The following is a 22,060-nucleotide window of genomic DNA, read 5'->3' as shown; positions in this document are numbered from 1 at the left end:
CCTCATGTCTCAAATGTTTGCCAGGCGGCGGCCTCTCGGCCACCGCCTGGCATGACGGACGTCACACGAACTCAGAGCGTGCGGGTTACCATCTCGACGCGGAAGCACTCGATGATGTCGCCGACGCGCATGTCCTCGTAGTTCTGGAAGGCCATGCCGCATTCCTGGCCGCCCGGGACTTCCGAAACCTCGTCCTTGAAGCGCTTCAGCGTCTTCAGCGTGCCTTCGTGGATGACGACGTTGTCGCGGATCAGGCGCACGCCCGCGCCACGCTCGACCTTGCCTTCGGTGACACGGCAGCCGGCGATCTTGCCGACCTTGGTGATGTCGAATATCTCGAGGATCTGCGCATTGCCGATGAAGGTCTCGCGACGCTCCGGCGAGAGCATACCCGACAGAGCCGCCTTCACGTCATCCACGAGGTTGTAGATGATCGAGTAGTAGCGGATCTCGATGCCAGCGGCCGCGGCAGCGGCGCGTGCCTGCACATTGGCGCGGACGTTGAAGCCGATGATCGCCGCGCCCGACGTCTCCGCCAGTGACACGTCGCTTTCGGTGATGGCGCCGGCGCCGGCATGGACGATGCGCGCACGCACCTCGTCGGTGCCGAGCTTGTCGAGCGCTGCGTTGATCGCCTCGATCGAACCCTGCACGTCACCCTTGATGACCAGCGGGAACTCCTTCAGTCCGCTCGTCTGCAGCTGCGACATCATCTGTTCGAGCGAACCGCGCTGGCCGGCATGACGGGCAACCGCCTTCTCGCGGGCCAGACGCTGGCGGTACTCGGTGATCTCGCGGGCGCGGGCCTCGTTGTTGACCACGGCGAAGCGGTCGCCGGCCTGCGGCGTGCCCTGGAGGCCGAGCACCTCGACCGGCATCGCCGGCGGCGCTTCCTTGACGTGTTCGCCACGATCGTCGACCAGCGCGCGCACCCGGCCCCATTCATTGCCGGCGACAAGGATGTCGCCCGGCATCAGCGTGCCGGTCTGCACCAGCACGGTGGCGACGGGGCCACGGCCCTTGTCGAGCTGCGCCTCGATGACGACGCCCTCGGCGGTGCGGTCCGGATTGGCCTTGAGGTCGAGGATTTCGGCCTGCAGCAGGATCGCTTCGAGCAGCTTGTCGAGATTGGTGCCCTTGGTCGCCGACACTTCGACGTCCAGCACCTCGCCGCCCATCGATTCCACGAACACTTCGTGGCGCAACAGCTCGGAGCGCACTTTCTGCGGATCGGCGTCATGCTTGTCGATCTTGTTGATCGCCACGATGATCGGAACGCCGGCCGCCTTGGCATGGCTGATCGATTCGATCGTCTGCGGCATCACGCTGTCGTCGGCCGCCACCACCAGGATGGCAATGTCGGTGGCCTGGGCGCCGCGGGCGCGCATGGCCGTGAAGGCGGCGTGGCCGGGCGTGTCGATGAAGGTGATCTTCTGACCGTTCTTCTCGACCTGATAGGCGCCGATATGCTGGGTGATGCCGCCGGCCTCGCCGGAGACGACATTGGCGTTGCGGATCGCGTCGAGCAGCGAGGTCTTGCCGTGGTCGACATGCCCCATGATGGTCACGACAGGCGGCCGCGACACCAGGTCTTCCGGACGGTCGGCGATGTTGAACAGGCCTTCCTCGATGTCGGACTCGGCGACGCGGCGGACCGTGTGGCCGAATTCGGTGGCGACCAGTTCCGCCGTGTCGGCGTCGATGACGTCGCCCGGCTTCAGGATCTGGCCCTGCTTCATGAAGAACTTGACCACATCGACGGCGCGCTCGGACATGCGCTGCGCCAGTTCCTGGATAGTGATGGTTTCGGGCAGGATCACTTCGCGCATAACCTTCTCGCGCGGCTCATTGTGCATCGCGCGCTTGAACTTTTCCTGGCGGCGGCGCATCGACGACAGCGAACGGGCCCGCGCATCCTCGTCGGAAAGCGCGGAGTTCAAAGTCAGCTTGCCGCGACGGCGGTCTTCCTCGCCCTTGGTCGGCTTGGCCGGACGCGCCACTTCGGGCGTCACCAGACGGCGCACCGGCGCACCGGCGCCAGTCCGCTTCGGCTTGACCTCTTCTTCCTCGTCGGCGGTCGCCAGTTCGGCGGCCTGCGGCGCGCGGCGACGCGCCTCTTCCTCGGCGCGGCGGCGGGATTCGGCCTCGGCCTGCAACCGCGCTTCTTCCTCGGCCTGGCGGCGTGCGGATTCCTCGCGCTCGCGCTTGCGGCGCTCCTCATCCTCGGCGCGGCGCTTGGCTTCCTCGACGGCGCGCTGGCGGTCCTCGACCTCGCGCGCTTTGGAGCCTTCGAGCGCCCTGCGGCGCGCTTCCATTTCGCTGCGCGACAGTTCGTTCAACACCATGCCGCTGCGCTCGACCGGTGCCGGCGGAGGTGGAGGCGGCGCCTTGGGTGCCTCCTGCACGACGGGAGCCGCCGCGACCGCCGGCTTCGGGGTGAACACGGGTGCCGCCACCGCCGGCTCCGGCTTGTCGCCGGGCAGCGAGAATTTGCGCTTCTTGGTCTCGACCACGACCGACTTGGTGCGGCCGTGCGAGAAGTTCTGGCGCACGGTGCCCTGTTCCATGCCGGGGCGCTTCAGCGTCAAGGTCTTCTTCGGCGTAACACTCAACGTCTTGTCGTCGCCCGATTTCGTATCGCTCATTCCATATCCTCTGCGGCCTCATCTTCGTCAGCAACGGCCGCAAGCATTGCCAGATCGTCCGGGGTACCGCCCCGATATCGGTCGAGCGCAACCATGCGCTTCTGGACCGCCTTACCCGCGTCTCCCGCGAGGACGGCAGCATGTATCACATTTGTACCCCCCAATGCCAAGCTCAACTCGGCCTCGGAGAAAAGTTTGTAGGCAAGGATGGAGGGGCCGCCAATATGGACGGTCGCCCGCCGCGCCTGGCTGATCTTGCGCACGCCATCGTCTGAGGCTTCGGTCGCGTGGAGCACGAAAAGCGCCAATCCACCGCGCACCGCGCTCTCCACCTTGGTGGCGCCCAGCGCGATCGCCCCTGCCTTGCGAGCGAGACCCAGCATGCCAAGGGCGGATCTGGAAAGCAGCCCATCGACCATGCCGCCGAGATCGGGCGGCACGACCACCTGTGCCTTAAAGGCGCGGCTAAAAAGGTTCTTGGCCGCCGCCTTGTCGATATGTAGGCGGTCGGCGCTCACCCAGCAACCACGGCCGGGCAGATTTCTCTTGAGATCCGGAACGACGGCCGAATCCGGGCCGACGACGAACCGGATCAGTTCATCCGGTTCGGCCTGCTTGCGGGTGACGATGCAGGTGCGATCGTTCATCTCGTCCAAGGGCGGTTTCTGTGCGATGCGGTTTCACCTCACGCACCAACGGCTTCGTCAGCCGGCGCTTCTTCGGCTGCAAGCTCGTCTTCGGAAATCCAGCCGGCCTTGAGACGGGCCGCGAGCACCATCTGCTCGGCATCGGCGCGCGAAACGCCATGATCGGCCAGCACGCCCGGATACACCTTGGTCTCGCCGTCCTTGCGTTCCTTCCAGCCGGTGAGGTCGTCGGCGGCATAGCCGGCGAAATCCTCGATCGTCTTCACGCCGTCCTCGCCGAGCGTCACCATCATGGCGGTGGTGATGCCGGGGATTTCGCGCAGCTCGTCCTTGACGCCCAGCGCCTTGCGCTTTTCGTCGTGCTCGGCTTCGATCTTCTCCAGATATTCGCGGGCCCGGGTCTGGATCTCCGAGGCGGTATCCTCATCGAAGCCGTCGATCGAGGCGATTTCGCCGGCATCGACATAGGCGACTTCCTCGACGCTGGTGAAGCCTTCGGAGGCGAGCACCTGGCCGACCATCTCGTCGACGTCGAGAGCTTCCATGAACAGCGCCGAGCGCTCGACGAATTCCTTCTGGCGGCGCTCGGATTCCTCGGCCTCGGTCAGGATGTCGATATCCCAGCCGGTGAGCTGCGAAGCGAGGCGCACATTCTGGCCGCGGCGGCCGATGGCCAGCGACAGCTGGTCGTCCGGCACCACCACTTCGATGCGCTCGGCGTCTTCGTCGAGCACGACCTTGGCGACTTCCGCCGGCTGCAACGCATTGACGATGAAGGATGCGGCCGAGGGCGACCACGGAATGATGTCGATCTTCTCGCCCTGCAATTCGGCGACGACCGCCTGGACGCGGCTGCCGCGCATGCCGACGCAGGCGCCGACCGGATCGATCGAGCTGTCGCGCGAGATGACGGCGATCTTGGCGCGCGAACCGGGATCGCGGGCGACCGACTTGATCTCGATAATGCCGTCATAGATCTCCGGCACTTCCATGGTGAAGAGCTTGGCCATGAACTGCGGATGGGTGCGCGACAGGAAGATCTGCGGGCCGCGCTGCTCACGGCGCACGTCGTAGACATAGGCGCGGACGCGATCGCCATATTTGTAGTTTTCGCGCGGGATCAGCTCGTCGCGGCGGATGATCGCTTCGCCACGGCCGAGATCGACGATGACATTGCCGTATTCGACGCGCTTGACGGTTCCGTTGACGATCTCGCCGATGCGGTCCTTGTATTCGTCATACTGGCGGTCGCGCTCGGCCTCGCGCACCTTCTGCACGATGACCTGCTTGGCCGACTGGGCGGCGATGCGGCCGAAATCCATCGGCGGCAGCTGTTCGGCGATGAAGTCGCCGAGCTGGGCGTCGGGATTGCGCTCGCGCGCCGAGGAAATGGCGATCTGCGTGGCATAGTCGTCGACCTTCTCGACCACTTCCATCAGCCGCTGCAGCTTCATCTCACCGGTGTTGGGGTTGATGTCGGCGCGGATGTTGGTCTCCTGGCCATAACGCGAGCGTGCCGCCTTCTGGATCGCATCAGCCATGGCGGCGATGACGATCGACTTGTCGATCGACTTTTCACGCGCGACCGCATCGGCAATCTGCAGCAGTTCAAGTCTGTTGGCGCTTACAACCATGTTTTTTCTCCCGAGCCTGTTTGCCGGCCCCTGGGGCCTGGCAGCTCAATCAACTTTCCTGTTCGTGTTCTTCCGTAGCGCCCGGTTCCGTACCCTCCGGTACGTCGTCGTCCGGTTCGCCGCGGCGTTTCTTGGCTTCCTTGCGCGCCCTGTTGTCCTTCGACAACGCATCACGGATGAGGTCGTCGGTCAGGATCAGCCGGGCTTCGGCAATGGCGTCGTAGGGCACGCGCACTGTCGGCTCCTCACCGTAGGCCGCCTTGTCGCGCTCGATCAGCACATCGTTCTCACCGGCTTCGGCGATCTTGCCCTTGAAGCGCTTGCGATCCGCGACAACGACCGATGTTTCCATCTTCACCAGATGACCGGTCCAGGTCACGAAATCCGATTTGCGCACCAACGGCCGGTCGATGCCGGGCGATGAGACTTCGAGATGATACGCCTTCTCGATGGGATCGTCGACGTCGAGCGCCGGCGACACCGCACGGCTCACCTCTTCGCAATCCTCGACGGTCATGGTGCCGTCCTCGCGCTCAGCCATGATCTGCAGCGTCAGCCCGTTCTGGCCGGACAGATGCACGCGTACAAGGCGAAAGCCGATGCCGCGCAGCACCGGCTGGACGATCAGCGCGATGCGCGCATCGATGCCGCTTTCGCGGATGATGCGATCGTCGCTCTCGCTTGCCGTTGACGTCATTCGATTCCTGTCGATCATTCTCTAGCCGTCGGCAGGTAATAAAAAAGAGCGGGACCGGGTGGACCCACTCTTCGTCATACCGACCAAGAATTTGAGGCTGATATAAACGATCCGCCCCGGTGTTTCAAGCCCGCCGTCCCAACTGAGCGCATGTCCGGTGCATTGGGCTTGCGCCAGGTGCATGCCATCCATGCGGCAACGGCCCTTGTTGGTCCTCAAGCCGCGCTCCTATCTATGTTGCATTGCACAAAACGATAGCGATAGCGCGTCACCGCACGCGAAAGGACATGACAATGAACAGCCGCAAGGTTTTTTCCGCCATAGGCGATCTCTTCACCACATTCGGCAGCGCCGTAGCCGCGTCGCGGGCGGTGGAAGCCAGCCGCAAGCCGCACGCCCAGGATCTGCGCAGGCTCGGCATGGATCCGACGGCTTTCGACAAGATCGGCCGTTTCTGAACTCCGGCCAACGGGCGACATTCGATTTCTGTGTCCCCGCAACAATTGAAGATCGCCCCCCTCACGAAGGGCGCCTGGATCCTGATGCCCAATCCCGATGCCTGGGACCTGATGCCTAGGTCCTGATGAAGGTAAGATAGGCCGGCCGCCTGCCCTCGCGGACGGCTTTCGCCTCGTAGCGGGTGCCTGGCCAGCCATCGTAGGGGCGATGCCAGTCGACGGCCTCTGCAGCCTGCCAGGCGAAACCGCCATGCGCGCGGCAATGCAGCAGGGTCCAGTTCACATAGGTGTCGATGTCGGAAGCGAAACGGAATTCGCCGCCACGCTTCACAACGCGTGCGAAACGCTCGAGATTGACCGGGCTGACGAAACGGCGCTTCCAGTGCTTCTTCTTCGGCCACGGATCGGGATAGAGCAGGTCGATGCCATCGAGCGAGGCCTGCGGCAGCCAGTCGAGCAGCCGCGTGGCGTCGTCGTCGTAGACCCTGAGGTTGGCCAGCGGCTTTTCCCGCACCGCCATCATCATCTTGGCCATGCCGTTGACGAAGGGCTCGACACCGATAAAGCCGGTCATCGGCGCTTCGGTCGCGCGATGCAGGAGATGCTCGCCGCCGCCAAAGCCGATTTCGAGGCGAACGGCGGAAACATCGGCTTCGAACAGAGCCCGCAGATCCGACGGCGCCTCGGTCGTCAGATCGAGCCGATAGGCGTCGAGGCCGCTTTCCAGCGCCGCCGCCTGCTGCGGGCGAACCGGCTTGCCGCGCCGACGGCCGAAGAAGGCTTCTGTCGCGCGGCTTGGCCTGTCCCCGGAACTCATCGGCTGATCAAGGTCCTGTCGCCGCCCTCAGGCAGCGACAGCATCCTTGAGCGCCTTGGCGAGATCGGTCTTTTCCCAGGAAAAAGATCCGTCGCGGCCGGCCTTGCGGCCGAAATGACCGTAGGACGAGGTCTTGGCGTAGATCGGCTTGTTGAGGTCGAGGTGGCGGCGGATGCCGGACGGCGACAGGTCCATCACAGTGCGCAGCGCCTCCTCGAGCCTTGCCTCGTCGACCTTGCCGGTGCCGTGCAGGTCGACATAGACCGACAAGGGCTGGGCGACGCCGATGGCGTAGGAAAGCTGGATGGTGCAGCGGTCGGCAAGTTTCGCCGCCACAACGTTCTTGGCCAGGTAGCGCGCCGCATAAGCGGCCGAACGGTCGACCTTGGTGGTGTCCTTGCCCGAGAAAGCGCCGCCGCCATGGGGTGCGGCGCCGCCATAGGTGTCGACGATGATCTTGCGGCCGGTCAGCCCGGCGTCGCCATCAGGCCCGCCGATAACGAACTTGCCGGTCGGATTGATGTACCACATGCAATCGTCGGCGATCTTGAGGTCACCCAATGCCTCGCGGATATAGGGCTCGACGACCTTGCGCACCTTCTTGGAATCCCAGCTCGCATCGAGGTGCTGGGTCGACAGCACGATCTGCGTCGCTTCGGCGGCCTTGCCGTCGATATAGCGGACGGTGACCTGGCTCTTGGCGTCCGGCCCGAGCTTGCCTGCATCGCCGTTGTTCTGGTGGCGGGCGGCGGCCAGAAGTTCGAGGATCTTGTGGCTGTAGTAGATCGGCGCCGGCATCAGGTCCGGCGTCTCGCGGCAGGCATAGCCAAACATGATGCCCTGGTCGCCGGCACCCTCCTCGCCCTGGCGGTCGGAGGCATTGTCGACGCCTTGGCCGATGTCGGGCGACTGGCCATGCAACAGAACGTCGATCTTGGCCTTTTTCCAGTGGAAGCCGGCCTGCTCATAGCCGATCTCGCGGATCGCCTTGCGGGCGACCGACTTGAACTTCGCCGGGTTGACGACCGGATGGCCGGCGGCATCCCTCAGGATGTTGCCTTCCTTGTCCTTCTTCAGCAGCGTCTCGGGAACGCGCACCTCGCCGGCGATGACGACGCGGTTGGTGGTCGCCAGCGTCTCGCAGGCGACGCGGACTTTCCACGGATCCATGCCCGTCTTCTTGGCCTCACGGTAGACCAGGTCGACGATCTCGTCGGATATCCGGTCACAGACTTTGTCGGGATGGCCCTCGGCAACGGATTCCGAGGTAAAGAAGTAGTTCTGCCGCGTCACGGGTGTCCCCTCTTGAAAAAACGATCGGCAGGCTGCCGATTTGGCGCGCCACGTGTTAGCGGGGCGAAGCGCCGCTCGTCAAGCGGTGCCGCCCTTCTGGCATGAATGTCGATGTCGATATTTTGTACCACCAGCGGCCGAAATGCCGCCGGTCGAGTCCTGTTGCGGATCAGTCGGAATCTTCGGACGCCAGCGACTTCACCAGGTCTATGATCCTGCGACGCACCTTGACGTCGGCGATCTTAACGAAGGCCCGGTTGAGTTGAAGGCCCTCCGGGCTGCCGCAGAATTCCACGGCGAAAGCCATCGAAGCATCCTCCGCGAAACCGCGGCCGGCCGGGCTCTCCTGGCCCGGCGCATCCTCGAAAAAGAAGGCGACAGGCACGCCGAGTATGGATGCTATCGCCTGCAGGCGGCTTGCGCCGACCCGGTTGGTGCCCTTTTCATATTTCTGTATCTGCTGAAATGTGATGCCGAGGTTCTCGCCTAGTTTTTCCTGGCTCATTCCCAACATATTGCGGCGAAGCCGGATGCGACTTCCAACATGGATGTCGATCGGATTCGGTTTCTTCTTGTTATCTTCTGTCATTTTTTCCTCGCCGAATTTTTTCGGCTTTGTGATTTTTTTCCTACCCAAACAAAGCCGGAGGCGACTGCCCCAACAGAACGATCCACCGGCTTCGAGAAATTTTCAGGCGTTACAGTATGAGTTTCTAATGTGTCGACTGTCAATTCACCCGTAGCCTTTGCCTTACATTGAACAGGACGGCAGCCAGGGCAAACAGCAACATGATCAGCATTCCGTTAATGCGCAGCTGGCCGGCGGACACGACCGCTTGCCGCGAGATTGGCACACGGACGTCGATGGCCCCGCGCGCGTCGATCGCCAGCGCATCGACGATGCGCCCCCGTGGGTCGACAACCGCCGAGATGCCGTTGTTGGCCGCACGCAACAAGGGCAACCCGTTCTCCACCGCGCGAATCTGAGCCTGCCTGAAATGCTGATAGGGACCCGGCGTATCGCCGAACCACGCATCGTTGGTAACGTTGACAATAAGCTGCGCTGACGTTGCGTCAACCGCCACCAGTTCGGGAAAGATCACTTCGTAACAGATGAAGGGCAAGGCGCGGACGCCATCCGGCAGCGTGATCGCATGCCGCTCATTGCCTGCCGTGAAGGTCACCGGGCCAGCGACCAGTTGTTCGATGCCGAAACGATCGAGCAGGTCGGCGAAAGGCAGGTATTCGCCGAACGGCACCAGATGGACCTTGTCGACGGCGTCAGCGATTTCGCCCTTGTCGTTGATCGCCACCACGGAGTTGTAGTAGCGGCTGCCGGCACCGGCCGCCGCACCGCCTTCCTCGCGCACGACGCCGGCGATCAGCATCTGGCCGGCGTCCAGCATGTCGCCCAGTGCGGTCAAAGCGTCCGGCCGCTCGGTGAGGAGGAACGGGACCGAGGTTTCGGGCCACAGGATCAGTTGCGGCTTTTCATGGCCGGGGTCCGGCGCCTTGGCCGACAGGCCTATCAAGGTGGCGAAGATACGGTCGCGCACCGAGGCGTCCCACTTTTCCGAAAGGTCGACGGCCGGCTGGACGATGCGCACATCGATCGTGCGGGCCTCAGGCGCGGCCGGAGCGTTGAGCCTGAGATAGCCGAAGCCGGCATGAGCGGCGACGAGCACGACAAGCAGCGCGACGCCAAGACGAAGATGCGTGCGCGCCGCCAGCAGCGCCGGCAGCGAGAAGACGAACACGGCGAGCACGTTCATGCCGACCATCCCGGTGACCGAGACGCTCTGCATCAGCAGGGGCACCGGCATCGCCGCGTAGCCGATCGCATTCCAGGGAAAGCCGGTGAACAGGAAGCCGCGCAGCCACTCGGCCAGCCCGAATGCGGCGGCCAGGGCCGCGATGCGGCCGATGTCGTTGCTCCACAGGAGCCGGGCGACCATGGCCGCAAAGCCGTAGAAGAAGGCCAATGCAAAGGGGATGCCGACCACCGCGAAAGGCAGCGCCCAGGCGAAACTGTCGGCCTCTACAAGCAGGGCCGAGCCGATCCACCACAGGCCGGCGAGGAAATAGCCGAAGCCGAACCACCAGCCGACGGCAAAGGCCGGCCGCAGCCGCGCAAACAGGCTGCCCGAGGCCTCACCGGTCGCCCCGTCGAGCAGCCAGACCAGCAGCGGAAACGAAATGAAACAAGCGGCAAAGAAATCGTACGGCGCCTGGCCGAGCACCGCCAGGGCGCCCGCGAGGAACGCCACGAGCGCACGCCGCCAACCCCAAAACAGAATTATCCGGCCGGCCAGGCGGTTCATGCATTGTTCCGAGTCGTGCGAATCACGGCAGCAGATTTATCAGGCCGCGGCCTGCGCTCCAAACTTCGGGTGGTCTGCCGTGAAACCCACTCACCACTGCTGGAGCGCATCGCGTTTGAACTGATCAGACGACGCGCCTTAGGTCTTTGTTTTTGTGCATGTCCTCCTCCCAAAACCGAAGTTACTTAGGGCGACATGGATCAGCGGTGCCACCCTTCTATGCGCACGTCGCCGAGCCGTTCGGCCTCTTCCAGCGGAACGGAGCGGATGGTCTGGGTGAAGGTCCAGACATGGCCCTCGGGATCGCGCGCCCGATACTGGCGCTCGCCGTAGAACTGGTCCGCCGGCTCATGGATTATACCGGCACCCGCCGTCCGCGCCTGCTCGCAATGTGCATCAATGCCGTCTTTCAGCCTGACATAGACCGACTGCGTGTTCTTGCCCGAGACCGAGGCCGGGCTGGCGACGTAGTCGCTCCATTCGGAATCGACAATGATGTAGCAGTCGCCGAACCGCATCTCGGAATGGACGAGCTTGCCGTCGGCATCGCTGACCACCATGCTGCGCTCGAAGCCGAAAGCTGCCTCCAGCCAATCCAGCGCGGCCCGCGGATCCCTGTAGAACACGCCGGATCCCAAGGCGGCGTGCTTGAAGGGGTCTTCGGTCATCCGCAGGCGCTTAAGCCTGCTCGGTGCGCGCCGCGGCGCGGCGGCGACGTTCGCCCTTCTGGTTCTGCACGATGCGCACGCGCTTGACGCGGCGCGGATCGGCGTCGAGCACATGGAACTCGAAGCCAGGGATGGCCTGCACCACCTCGCCGCGCGCCGGCACCCGGCCAAGCGTGTTGAAGATCATGCCGCCGATGGTGTCGACATACTCGCCATGTTCGCCGGCGGCGAAATCCCCGCCGATCATCTTGGCAACCTCGTCGATCTCGGCCTTGCCGTCGACGACGAACACGCCTTCACCGGTCTGGGTGATCATCGGCTCGTCGTCGTCGTGCTCGTCCTCGATGTCGCCGACCACCATCTCGACGATATCCTCGAGCGAGACGAGCCCGTCGGTGCCGCCATACTCGTCGATGACCAGCGCCATCTGCGTGCGGGTCGTCTGCATGCGGCCCATCAGATCGGAGGCCAGCATGGACGGCGGCACGAACAGCACCGGCCGGATCAGGTTCAGTTCGCCTATGGTGCGCGAGAGGTCGACCTGGGTGAGGTCGAGAACCGTGGCGGCGGGTGTCTTCCTGGTCGCCCGGCCTTTCCTGACGCGCGCAATCTTGGTGATATGGGCCAGCACGTCGCGGATATGGACCATGCCGCGCGGGTCGTCGAGCGTCTCGGCATAGACCGGCATGCGGGAATGGCCGGACTGCTCGAACATGCCAAGCAGATCGCCAAGCGTGGTCGTGATCTCGACCGCCTCGATGTCGGCGCGCGGCACCATGACGTCCTCGACGCGCACCTCGCGCAGCCGCAGGATGTTGTTGAGCATGGCGCGTTCGCCCGGCGAAAAGGATTCGACATCGCTCGTCGTCTCGGCGAGCGCGCCGGCGATCTCCTCGCGCAGGCTGGTTCCGTTGCGTTGCCTGAACAGGCCCAGAACGCGGTTGAACAGGGAAGGCCCGGCAGGCGACGGCTCACTGGCAGCGCTGCCGGTGTTGGCAACGCCAGGGGTAATGGTACTCGGACTTGATCCCTCTTCCGACGTATCGGAAGCCTTGGTCGCACTGCCGGCGTCGGGGCGGACGGCAGTTTCAGGTTTGTCGTTCATCTTCGTCCGTCAATTGGTTAGAAGTAGTTACGCGTAGGGATCGGGAATGGCAAGTCTGGCGAGCGCGGCGCGCTCGACGGCCTCCATCTCCTCGGCCTCGGCATCGGTCTCGTGATCATGGCCCATGAGATGCAGCAGGCCGTGGATGACGAGATGGGAAATATGGTTCTCCAGCGGCTTGTCTTCCAGTGCCGCCTCGCGCGCCACCGTCTCCGCGGCCAGCACGATATCGCCGAGCATCGGCGGCAGGGGACCGCCCTTGGGGAAAGGAAATGCCGGAAAAGACAAGACGTTGGTCGGCTTGTCCTTGCCGCGCCAGCCGGCATTGAGCGCCTGGACATGGGCATCGTCGGAAAAAACGACGCTGAGTTCGGAATGGCCAGCCGCACCCGTCTCGGCGAATGCCGCGGCGGCGGCGGCGCCGACCAGCCGAACAAGCTCGGCTTCGTCCGGCCAATGCCCGGCCTCGACCGTCAGATCGACGTCGACGGGCAGCGGCGGAGCCGGCCCGTTCGGCGTTTCGGGCTCAACCATGAGGTCGCTCGATCAAATCAGCCTTCGGTCCCCAGGCCGCGGGCGAGCTTGCCGTCGCGGTCGTAGGCCTTGACGATCTCGGCGACCAGAGGATGCCTGACGACGTCGCCTTCATTGAAGCGGACCGTCACCATGCCGGTCACACCGTCGAGAATCCGGAGCGCCTCGACAAGGCCGGACTTGGTGTTCTGCGGTAGGTCGATCTGCGTCGGGTCGCCGGTGACGATCATGCGCGAGTTTTCACCCAGACGAGTGAGGAACATCTTCATCTGCATCGGCGTGGTGTTCTGCGCCTCGTCGAGGATGACGGCGGCATGCGCCAGCGTGCGGCCGCGCATGAAGGCAAGCGGCGCGATCTCGATCACCTCGGCGGTGATGGCGCGTTCGACCTTGTCGGCCGGCATCATGTCGTAGAGCGCGTCGTAGAGCGGCCGCAGATAGGGATCGACCTTCTCCTTCATGTCGCCGGGCAGGAAGCCCAGCCGCTCGCCGGCCTCGACGGCAGGCCGCGACAGCACGATGCGCTCGACCATGCCTCGTTCGAGCAGCATCGCCGCATGCGCCACCGCCAGGTAGGTCTTGCCGGTACCGGCCGGGCCGATGCCGAACACCAGTTCCGAGCGCTCCAGCGCCCGCATATAGGCGTCCTGCGTGAGCGAACGGGCGTAGATCGTCTTCTTGCGCGTCGATATCTGGGCGGCCGAAACCTTGCCCTTGCGCTCCAGCGTCGGCAGCGTGAGCTGGTCATCGGCGGCGACCGCCATGCGCACGGCGCCGTCGACATCGGACTGGCCGATATCCACCCCCTTCTGGAGGATGCCGTAGAGGTTGTCCAACGCGCGGCGGGCCTGCTCGGCGGCGGAAGCCGACCCCTTGATGGTCAGCTGGTTGCCGCGCGAGCGGATGTCGACGCCCAGTTTCTGCTCGAGCCGGGCGAGGTTCTCGTCGAACTGGCCGTAGAGGGCGCTGGCAAGCTTGTTGTTGTCGAAAGTCAGTACGATGTGCGCCATGTCAGAAGCCCCAGATGCCGGTACCGGGGGCAGGTTCTTCAGCTCCGCTGCGCTCAACCGTCTCTCCTCATCTGCCGAGGTCATCAGACCAATTCGGCGAACAGGCTATTGTAACCCGTCTTCGTGATTCGCACCTGGATAATGTCACCGATTTCGCCGGCCTTTTCATCAACAATAACGGGCTGAAGCCAAGGTGAGCGTCCGACCTTCTGGCCGGCCTGGCGACCTGGCTTCTCGATCAGCGTATCTATGGTGCGGCCGACGAGACTCAAGCCGAAATCCTGCTGCTGCTTCAAAAGCAGCGCCTGGAGCCGCTGCAAACGCTCGTCCTTGACCGCTTCCGGCACATGGCCGGCCATCTCGGCGCCCGGCGTGCCGGGGCGCGGCGAATATTTGAACGAAAAGGCCGAGGCGTAGTTCACCTGGCGCACCAACTCCATCGTCGCCTCGAAATCCGTCTCGGTCTCGCCGGGGAAACCGACGATGAAATCGCCCGACAGCGCGATATCGGGCCGCACGGAACGGATGCGGTCGAGCAGCGCCAGATAATCATCCGCCGTGTGCCTGCGGTTCATCGCCTTCAGGATGCGGTCGGACCCGGATTGCACCGGCAGATGCAGATACGGCATCAATGCCGGCAGGTCGCGATGGGCCGCTATCAACTCGTCGTCCATGTCGCGTGGATGGCTCGTGGTGTAGCGCAGGCGCGCCAGCCCGGGAATTTCGGCCAGCCTGAACAGAAGGCGGCCAAGGCCCCATTCCTCGCCGTTTTCGCCCTGCCCATGCCAGGCATTGACGTTCTGGCCAAGCAGCGTCACCTCGCGCACCCCGGCTTCCGCCAGGCGCTCGGCTTCGGCGACGATCTGTGCCACCGGCCGCGACACTTCGGACCCCCTGGTGTAGGGCACGACGCAGAAGGTACAGAACTTGTCGCAGCCCTCCTGGACGGTGAGAAAGGCGGTGACGCCGCGCTTGATCACCTCGGCGCGCTTCGGCTGCGGCAAGTGCTCGAACTTGTCCTCGATGGCGTAGTCGGTTTCGACGATCTTCTCGCCGCCGCGCACCCTGGCCAGTACGTCCGGCAGCCGGTGATAGGTCTGCGGGCCGATGACCAGGTCGACGGCGGGCGAGCGGCGGATGATCTCGGCCCCTTCGGCCTGCGCCACGCAACCGGCGACGCCGATCAGCAATTCGCGGCCGGCGGCGGCGCGTTCGGCCTTCATTTCGCGAATGCGGCCGAGCTCGGAATAGACCTTTTCAGCCGCTTTTTCCCTGATGTGGCAGGTGTTTAGCAGCACCAGGTCGGCTTCGCCGATGGTCTGCGTCGCCGTGTAGCCGTCGGCGGCCAGCGCATCTGTCATGCGCTGCGAATCATAGACGTTCATCTGGCAGCCATAAGTCTTGACGAAGACCTTTTTCGCTGCCGCGGAAATCACTGCCTGCTGTCCAGCCGCAGTGCCGATGTCGTCGCTTTCAACCGTGTTCAAGTCCATCCGGCGGCTTCTAACGCCTTTCCGCGACAAAAAACAGACGATTCTGCCTGGGGGCCTTCGGTTCAGCGGCTCGGGCGCGGCGCGGCCAGTGCCGCCTGCATCATTTCGCGCACGCGGCTTTCCATCAGCTTCGCCGTTTCCTTCCGGTTCGACCCCTTGGCGAAGGCAATCGGTTCGCCGAAATGCACCTCGACATCGAGCGCCCCTTCCGCCATCAGCACTTTGAGGTGCGGCATCAGATCCTCGTCGCCGATCCACGCCGCGATCGGCCGGTGCCGGCGCCCGAGCGGCACGCCATGCAGCCGGGTATAGGCGATCGCTACCGGCTGGATGAAGACCTGCTCCGCCGCACCCTCCGAAATCGCCATCGAGGCGGCACCGAACAGCGTGCTCTTGAAAGGCAGGACGATGTTGCCGTCGCCCGTCGAGCCTTCGGCAAACAGCACCATGGCATCGCCCTTGGCCATGCGGTTGGCGATCTCGCTCGCCTGGTCGCCGGACGAGCGCTTGCGCTCACGCTCGATGAAGACGGTGCGCTGCAGCTTCGACAGCATGCCGATCAGCGGCCAGCCTTCCATGTCGGCCCTGGCGATGAACTTCACATCGGCAAACGAGCCCAGCACCATGATGTCGGTCCAGGAGATGTGATTTGAGGCAATCAACAAGGGGCGGCGGTCGGACATCGTGCCGTTTACATGGATGCGCATGCCGAGCGCCCTGACGATCAGCCTGTGCCAGATCTTGAGGATGAAGGTTTCCGGCCACCAGCCGGTCTTCATCGACAGGACCTGCAAAGGCACCAGGATCAGCGAACCGGCGACGACCAGCCCTATCGCCAGGAAAATCCTGATTTTTCCGATCATCGCTCCACCCCGAAACCCTGGCTAGCGAAGATCGCGGCGCATGACAAGCGCGCCGGTCGGTCCATGCTCGGGCGACCTGTAATAGTTGGGGCGCTTGCCGACCTCGCGGAATCCGAGACGCCTGTAGAGGGCGATCGCGGCGACATTGGTCTCGTCGACCTCGAGGAAGAGCGCTTCGGCGCGTTGCGCGTGCAGTTCGCGCAGCACCGCGTCCATCAACTGCCAGCCGAGCCCCTGGCGGCGATGCGACCGCGCCACTGCAACGGTCAGGATCTCGCCTTCGCCGGCCGCCAGCCGGGCCAGCACGAAGCCGACCGGCGGCTTGGCGCCCTGCCCGGTTTCGCGCGCGGCATAGCCGAACACGGTGTCCTGTTCGAGCAAGGCCGCGAACTCGCCATCGGTCCAGGGGCGGACGAAGTCCTCGCGGTGCAGCAGCGAGACCGCCGGACTGTCGGTGGTCCTGAGCGGTTCGAGCGCGTAATCGCGGCGGCGCGACTGGAGAAAAGGTATGCGCATTATTTCCCTTGCCTGGAAAGTATGAACCCGGCCTGCGGCTTGGCGTCGGCGCCGCGCAGATAAAGAGGTTTCGGCCTCTCGCCGTCGCCCTTGGCGACCGCCAGGCGGGCGTAAGTGAGAATGTCCGCGGTCGCCGTCTCGGGTCCGATGTCGAAGGAGCGTCCGGCGGATGCCGCGATCCGCGTCGCGGCGGTTCCGGCGAGCACCGAAGACCGCTCGCTCGCCATGGCCACGGCATCCGCCAGTGTGACCACGGCCGGACCGTAAGTCAAAACCGACATCTCATCATAGAGAGCGGCATGGATCTCCTCGCGGCCGGCATCGAGCGCGGCCAGCACGGCGCGCCCGGGAAATGCCCGTGCCGCCTCGGCTGCCAGCGCCTCGAGCGTCGTCACGCCGATTGCAGGCACCTTGAGCGCCAGCGCCAGGCCGCGCGCCGTGGAAACCCCGACGCGCAGGCCGGTGAAGGAACCGGGGCCGACGGAGACGGCGATGGCGCCAAGACCGGCATAGGCGGTTGCACCGGCCTTCAGCGCCTCGGCGATGACGCCCATCAGATGCTCGGCATGGCCCTTGCCGAGATCGAGCACCGCGCGGCCGAGTTCCTGCCTCGCCCCGGCATCATAGACGCAGGCGGCGCAGAGGTTGGCGGCACAGTCGATGGCGAGCACTTTCATGAAACGACCGGTTCGAAAAACAATTCCCTGTGCCTGCCACAGCGCGCCACCGCAAGGGGATAGCGCATAATTTGTTAAGCGGCTTCGTTCCGGCACAGCGGGAACGGTGTCTATGCGGCAGGCGCTATGCGCAGCATGTGGTTGTCCCAGACATAGTCCGGTTCGGACCGTGTCGCGCCATTGCATTCGACGATTTCGCCGGCTCCGGTGGTAGCCATGAAACCCGTCCCGTCTGGCGCCACGCCGCAGACCTCGACCAGTGCGCTTGACGAGACGAGCCGCCCGCTCGCCGCATCGATCACCACAAGCGAATTGCCTTCCGGCGAAGAGACGGCAATGGTGCCGGCAACCGGATTGGCGGCGACGGAACCGATATAGTTGCGGAAGCCGGACAGGACATCCTGCGGCATGTCGAGGAGCTGCAAATCCTTGCCGCGCGCGGCGCGGCCGACCAGCAGCGGACGGTCGGTGCCGGGCCCCCTGTACTGGCAGCCGAACCAGACGGTGCCGGTCTGGTCGGTGTCCATGTGGCGGATCGACAGCTGGTGCAGCGCCGCCGGCAATTCGTGCTTCTCGACCAGATCGCCGGTGACACGGTCGATGAGCACATAGGATGGCTTCATGGTGGCGATGTTGAGCTCGGCGCGGCCATAATCGGGATGAGTCTCGATGCCGCCATTGGCAACGGCGATCGTCCTGCCGTCGCCCAGGAGCAGAAGCTCGTGGGGTCCCATGCCATAGGTCGGGAATTCACCAAGGCGCTTGAATTTCGCCCGCGCGTCGTAGACGCCGACGACGCCGGTCGCGTTGTCGAAATCGTTCTCGGTGGCATAAAGCAAGGCGCCGTCCGGGGAGAACACGCCATGGCCGAAGAAATGCCGGCCGGTGATGCTGGCGATGGTCAGCGGTTCATCGCGCCCGGCGTGATCGAAGACCACGGCGAAGGTGCCGGGCTGGCGGGCGAACACCACTGAGCGCTTCGATATGGGATCGAAGGTGACGTCGTGGCCGCGGTCGGGCAAGTCGATCGCGTGCAGGAGCTTGCCGGCCTCGGACAGGATTGCGGCGCCATAGCTGCCGTCGCGCTTGACGAAGGCGGTGGCGAAGACGGCATCGGCGGCAAGCGTATTTGCCCAGGCCGGCGGCGCCATCGCGGCGGCAAAACCGATGCCCGCGGCTCTCAGGAAATCGCGACGGTCAATGAGGGAGGTTTTCACGCTCAGTCCCCATCCAGCGAGGAAAAACCGGCGGTCAGGCCGAATTCGGCGGTCAGCCTGGTGCCGAACAGGGTCGACAGGCTGGAGGTGATCAGCGCGAGATGCTCGAGCTTTGCGCGCAGCGCCGGGTCGGCGAGCGCCATGTCGATCGGCCCCTGGACCGACTTCGCGGTGGCGACGCCGTTGACCAGCTGGATACGGATCGATTCCGCCATCCAGCGCGCATCGGCCGGCAGCGCATCGCCGAGCTTCGAGGCCTCGAACAGCCCGTCGATGCCGGCAAGGTTTCCGGCCAGCGAATTGGTGGTGTTTTGCGAACGCCAGTAGATCGCCTGTTTCGGCTTGTCCGTCTCCGGCTTGCCGCCCAGGAAGCCTTTCAGGCGCACGTCGCGAACCATGTCCAGCTCGTTGATGAAGATGCCGACCAGTTCCGTCACCGCTTCCGTGCCGTCGCGATAGAGCGGATTCTGCGGCCCCGGATTGGCCCAGAGCGCCGCAAAGCCGTCCGGCCTGTTCCAGGCGTCGGCGACATCGCCGGCCATGGTTTCGATGTTGCCGGCAACCGCCGCGCCATAGGCGCAGCGATAGGGATCGTTCTTGCCGGCAAGCGCATCGGCGCCGTCACCGTAGAGCACGAACTCCAAGGCGCCGAGCCCCTGCATGGCGACGCTCTTGCCGGAAAGCTGTGCCGGATCGGTGGCGCTCGGGTCTTGGGCGGCCAACGCGGCCTGCACCTGTTTCAGGCCGATGCTTTTGCGATCCGGCCAAAACAGCATTCGCTCCAGCCGGTTGTTTTCCTTGATCGGGCCGAACCCGATGATCTCGGCCGACGACCAGGCACCCACCGTGCGCGAGAATTCGGCGCGTGCCGCATCGAGATCGCCCTTTGAGGGTTTTTCGCAAAGCGCGTGCATCGCCTTGTTCAAGCCCGCCGCGCGGTCGTGCAGACTGGCATAGGCCGGCCGGACAAAGCCGTCGATTGCCCGCTGGATGACGTCGGTGGCCTTCACCGCCGCCGATGCGGGGCTGACGCCCAGCAGGGCCAGAGGAAGAAGGATTACCAGCGCGGGACGCTTCAACATCACAGGGACTCCAGGAATTTGAGCAATGCCTCGCGGTCGGCGGCGCCGGCGGCGGCGAAGCGGTCGCGCGATTTCTGGCCCTCGCCGCCATGCCAAAGAATCGCCTCGACCAGGCTGCGGGCGCGGCCATCGTGCAGATAAAAATTGTTGCCGTTGACCGTTTCGGTGAGGCCTATGCCCCATAGCGGCGGCGTGCGCCATTCGTTGCCCGTCGCCTCGCCCACCGCCTGGCCGTCGGCAAGGCCGGGGCCCATGTCGTGCAGCAGGAAGTCGGAATAGGGCCAGATAAGCTGGAAGGCCTGCGCCTTGTTGGGCGCGTCGCGGCGGGTTACGAATTTCGGCGCGTGGCAGGAAACGCAGCCGATCTCGTAGAAGAGTTTCTTTCCGGCGAGCACATCCGGGGCGCCGAGGTCGCGGCGCGCCGGCACGGCCAGGTTCTGCGAATAGAAGGTGACGAGGTCCATGACCGGCGCCGGCGCCTCGGCCGGACCGAGCCGCTCCTGCACGCCATCCGGCATGGCAAGGCAATCCTTCTCGGCGGCGGTGCAGTCGCCCCAGTGTTTGGGCTCCTCCGGCGTCGAGATGCCGATGTCGCCGGCAAAGGCATCCGCGGCCTGCTGGCGGATCGACGCGGTCTGCGCCTTCCAGCCGAAACGGCCAAGAGCGAGCGCGCCGCTTATGCCGTCGCGCACGATGTTCGGCCTGCCGGAAATGCCGTCGCCGTCCCGGTCGTCCGGATCGGCATGGGCGAGTATATCAGCAGGCGCGATCTGCTCGATGAGGCCGAGCCCGATCATCGGCGGCGTCAGGCGCGGCGACAGCGTGGTGCGCGGATCGAGCAGGCCGTAGGCCAGATCATCGACCGCGTAAGTGGGCTTGCGCAGTGAAACCACGGTGCCGTCGCCGAGCCCGACTTTTTCCTCGCTGTAGTCGACGCGCATCCGGCCCTCGCCGCGCAGGCCGGGGACGGCAAAATCCTGCAGCTGCGAACCGTAGACCGGATCGGGGATGTTGAGCAGCCTGTGGTCGGCAAGCCCAGCCTTCTCCTCCTCGGTGCTCGCCTCTCGCGCCAGCCGCAGGAACATCGACGTGCTGCCGGTGCCTTGCGGCGGACGGCCGCGGCCGTCCTTCAGATGGCAGTTCTGGCAGGCGCGTTCGTTGAACAGCGGTCCGAGCCCGTCGGAAGCCTGCGTCGAGGACGGCGACGACACCCAATTCTTGCGGAACAGGGCGTTGCCCAGCTTGAAGGTGCCTTCTTCCTCGAAGGTGATGTTGGCCGACGATTGCGAGAAGGAATCGCGGTTGACGTCCTTCCTGGATGTGCCGGCGCCGCCTTGCATCAATTCGAACTGCTCGGGTTTCGAGAAGTCCTTGGTCGGCCTGGTAACGGCTGTGACGCGCGCCTGATCCTTCGGGCTGAGGTCGGTGCGCGTGGCGGCGAAATTGGCGGGCTGCTGCGAGCCGGACCCGCCCGTGGCGAAGGTCAAAAGAATGATGGCGGCCGAACCGGAAAGCACGACGCTTCCCGGTTTTCTGTTTGACGACAGGCCTTCGGCCCGCCGCCAGCGGCGCAGCAATGCTAGGGTGCGCCGCATTCCCGCATGCCCTTACTCCGCCTCGTCCGCCGATGTGGCATTGAGCTGGCCGTATTTTTCCTCGCCGATCGAGGCAAGCAGATCGAGCTGCGTCTCGAGGAAGTCGATGTGCCCCTCCTCGTCGGCCAAGAGTTCCTCGAACAGTTTCATGCTGACATAGTCGCCGGCTTCGTTGCAGACCTCGCGCGAGCGCTTGTAGGCGGTGCGAGCGTCATACTCGCCGGCAAGGTCGGATTCGAGCACTTCCTTCACGTTCTGTCCGATACGCAGCGGCGCCACGGACTGCAGATTGGGGTGCCCTTCCAGGAAGATGATCCGGGCCACGAGCTTGTCGGCATGGTGCATCTCCTCGATCGATTCGGCGCGTTCCTTCTTGGCGAGCTTGGCGTATCCCCAGTCCTCCAGCAGACGGAAATGGACCCAATACTGATTGACGGCACCAAGCTCCAGGAACAGAGCCTCGTTAAGCCGCTCGATGATCTGTGGTTCGCCTTTCATGGGTTCTGCTCCCGTATTGGACGCGCAGGCCTCTGACGCGATCCAGATGTGAAACGATGTCCACGCCGCTCGCCTGCGAGCGGGCGTGGTAGTTCTCGGTGACCCGAATGATCGTTTCGACCACATTTGGGAAGCAGCCGCAACAGCGACCGCGCTTGTGCATGGCGTGATAGACTTTTGCCGGCACGATGAGCTGCCAGGGATCCTGGTCCAGCAGCCCGACGATCGTCTGCTCAATCTCCTTCTCGGTGATGATGTTGCAATGGCAGATCAGCATATACTTGCTCGGA

Annotated in this window: 22 protein-coding genes; 1 reads left to right on the top strand and 21 read right to left on the bottom strand. The window is 64.5% G+C overall.

Annotated features, from left to right (window positions below):
- Window positions 1-71 precede the first annotated feature (71 nt).
- Genes infB through rimP form a run of 4 tightly spaced genes read right to left on the bottom strand, consistent with a single transcriptional unit; the run spans window position 72 to window position 5,623 of the window.
- The gene (infB, locus tag FJ867_RS14110) at window positions 72-2,645 is read right to left on the bottom strand and encodes a translation initiation factor IF-2 (RefSeq protein ID WP_140513170.1); all 2,574 of its coding nucleotides are present in this window, start codon (window positions 2,643-2,645) and stop codon (window positions 72-74) included.
- Complete coding sequence (locus FJ867_RS14105; protein ID WP_140497289.1) at window positions 2,642-3,292, bottom strand: RNA-binding protein; 651 nt, start codon at window positions 3,290-3,292, stop codon at window positions 2,642-2,644. Before FJ867_RS14105 ends, infB begins: the two co-directional genes overlap by 4 nt.
- A 38-nt stretch (window positions 3,293-3,330) precedes the next feature.
- Window positions 3,331-4,926: a transcription termination factor NusA gene (gene nusA / locus FJ867_RS14100; RefSeq protein WP_140496790.1), complete on the bottom strand. Its 1,596-nt coding sequence runs from the start codon at window positions 4,924-4,926 to the stop codon at window positions 3,331-3,333.
- 49 nt (window positions 4,927-4,975) lie between these two features.
- The gene (gene rimP / locus FJ867_RS14095) at window positions 4,976-5,623 is read right to left on the bottom strand and encodes a ribosome maturation factor RimP (RefSeq protein ID WP_140496792.1); all 648 of its coding nucleotides are present in this window, start codon (window positions 5,621-5,623) and stop codon (window positions 4,976-4,978) included.
- A 293-nt stretch (window positions 5,624-5,916) separates the two neighbouring features.
- On the opposite strand from rimP, the gene FJ867_RS28760 reads away from it, so the two are divergent.
- Window positions 5,917-6,081: a hypothetical protein gene (locus tag FJ867_RS28760; protein WP_181165285.1), complete on the top strand. Its 165-nt coding sequence runs from the start codon at window positions 5,917-5,919 to the stop codon at window positions 6,079-6,081.
- A 115-nt stretch (window positions 6,082-6,196) separates the two neighbouring features.
- Here the strand turns inward: FJ867_RS28760 and FJ867_RS14090 are convergent, their stop codons facing one another.
- From FJ867_RS14090 to FJ867_RS14010, 17 genes are all read right to left on the bottom strand, one after another.
- On the bottom strand, window positions 6,197-6,898 hold the full coding sequence (locus FJ867_RS14090; RefSeq protein WP_140624826.1) for a tRNA (guanosine(46)-N(7))-methyltransferase TrmB: 702 nt from the start codon (window positions 6,896-6,898) through the stop codon (window positions 6,197-6,199).
- A gap of 27 nt (window positions 6,899-6,925) precedes the next feature.
- Complete coding sequence (gene metK / locus FJ867_RS14085; protein WP_140496798.1) at window positions 6,926-8,191, bottom strand: methionine adenosyltransferase; 1,266 nt, start codon at window positions 8,189-8,191, stop codon at window positions 6,926-6,928.
- Window positions 8,192-8,360: 169 nt separating this feature from the next.
- Window positions 8,361-8,780 (bottom strand): helix-turn-helix transcriptional regulator, encoded by a 420-nt coding sequence (locus FJ867_RS14080; protein WP_140496800.1) that lies wholly within the window; start codon window positions 8,778-8,780, stop codon window positions 8,361-8,363.
- Window positions 8,781-8,919: 139 nt separating this feature from the next.
- Entirely contained in the window at window positions 8,920-10,512 is a 1,593-nt protein-coding gene (lnt, locus tag FJ867_RS14075; RefSeq protein WP_140496802.1) for an apolipoprotein N-acyltransferase, read from the bottom strand.
- Between the two features lie 200 nt (window positions 10,513-10,712).
- On the bottom strand, window positions 10,713-11,180 hold the full coding sequence (locus FJ867_RS14070; RefSeq protein ID WP_140817677.1) for a VOC family protein: 468 nt from the start codon (window positions 11,178-11,180) through the stop codon (window positions 10,713-10,715).
- A gap of 10 nt (window positions 11,181-11,190) precedes the next feature.
- Complete coding sequence (locus FJ867_RS14065; protein ID WP_140496806.1) at window positions 11,191-12,285, bottom strand: hemolysin family protein; 1,095 nt, start codon at window positions 12,283-12,285, stop codon at window positions 11,191-11,193.
- Between the two features lie 27 nt (window positions 12,286-12,312).
- Window positions 12,313-12,819, bottom strand: a complete 507-nt coding sequence (gene ybeY / locus FJ867_RS14060; RefSeq protein ID WP_140817675.1) for an rRNA maturation RNase YbeY — start codon at window positions 12,817-12,819, stop codon at window positions 12,313-12,315.
- A 17-nt stretch (window positions 12,820-12,836) separates the two neighbouring features.
- The gene (locus tag FJ867_RS14055) at window positions 12,837-13,829 is read right to left on the bottom strand and encodes a PhoH family protein (protein WP_246675044.1); all 993 of its coding nucleotides are present in this window, start codon (window positions 13,827-13,829) and stop codon (window positions 12,837-12,839) included.
- Between the two features lie 83 nt (window positions 13,830-13,912).
- Window positions 13,913-15,322 (bottom strand): tRNA (N6-isopentenyl adenosine(37)-C2)-methylthiotransferase MiaB, encoded by a 1,410-nt coding sequence (gene miaB, locus FJ867_RS14050; RefSeq protein WP_140817672.1) that lies wholly within the window; start codon window positions 15,320-15,322, stop codon window positions 13,913-13,915.
- 62 nt (window positions 15,323-15,384) lie between these two features.
- The gene (locus FJ867_RS14045; protein ID WP_140513156.1) at window positions 15,385-16,185 is read right to left on the bottom strand and encodes a lysophospholipid acyltransferase family protein; all 801 of its coding nucleotides are present in this window, start codon (window positions 16,183-16,185) and stop codon (window positions 15,385-15,387) included.
- Window positions 16,186-16,206: 21 nt separating this feature from the next.
- Entirely contained in the window at window positions 16,207-16,701 is a 495-nt protein-coding gene (rimI, locus tag FJ867_RS14040; RefSeq protein ID WP_140629792.1) for a ribosomal protein S18-alanine N-acetyltransferase, read from the bottom strand.
- Window positions 16,701-17,378 carry a tRNA (adenosine(37)-N6)-threonylcarbamoyltransferase complex dimerization subunit type 1 TsaB gene (gene tsaB, locus FJ867_RS14035; protein ID WP_140580435.1) on the bottom strand — a complete coding sequence of 226 codons (678 nt, stop codon included), beginning with the start codon at window positions 17,376-17,378 and terminating at the stop codon, window positions 16,701-16,703. Before tsaB ends, rimI begins: the two co-directional genes overlap by 1 nt.
- A 110-nt stretch (window positions 17,379-17,488) precedes the next feature.
- Window positions 17,489-18,595: a DUF1513 domain-containing protein gene (locus tag FJ867_RS14030; protein ID WP_140817670.1), complete on the bottom strand. Its 1,107-nt coding sequence runs from the start codon at window positions 18,593-18,595 to the stop codon at window positions 17,489-17,491.
- Between the two features lie 2 nt (window positions 18,596-18,597).
- Window positions 18,598-19,677, bottom strand: a complete 1,080-nt coding sequence (locus FJ867_RS14025) for an imelysin family protein (RefSeq protein ID WP_140685042.1) — start codon at window positions 19,675-19,677, stop codon at window positions 18,598-18,600.
- Window positions 19,677-21,272, bottom strand: a complete 1,596-nt coding sequence (locus FJ867_RS14020; RefSeq protein ID WP_140817668.1) for a di-heme oxidoredictase family protein — start codon at window positions 21,270-21,272, stop codon at window positions 19,677-19,679. Before FJ867_RS14020 ends, FJ867_RS14025 begins: the two co-directional genes overlap by 1 nt.
- Before the next feature lie 12 nt (window positions 21,273-21,284).
- On the bottom strand, window positions 21,285-21,770 hold the full coding sequence (gene bfr, locus FJ867_RS14015; RefSeq protein ID WP_140817666.1) for a bacterioferritin: 486 nt from the start codon (window positions 21,768-21,770) through the stop codon (window positions 21,285-21,287).
- Window positions 21,736-22,047 carry a (2Fe-2S)-binding protein gene (locus FJ867_RS14010; RefSeq protein WP_140523850.1) on the bottom strand — a complete coding sequence of 104 codons (312 nt, stop codon included), beginning with the start codon at window positions 22,045-22,047 and terminating at the stop codon, window positions 21,736-21,738. The genes bfr and FJ867_RS14010 overlap by 35 nt, the downstream gene beginning before the upstream one ends.
- Between the last annotated feature and the right edge of the window lie 13 nt (window positions 22,048-22,060).

This window comes from Mesorhizobium sp. B2-5-3 (assembly GCF_006441005.1).
GTDB lineage: Bacteria > Pseudomonadota > Alphaproteobacteria > Rhizobiales > Rhizobiaceae > Mesorhizobium.
The sequence above is the reverse complement of the archived record's forward strand: the minus strand, read 5'-3'. Positions and strand labels throughout refer to the sequence as shown.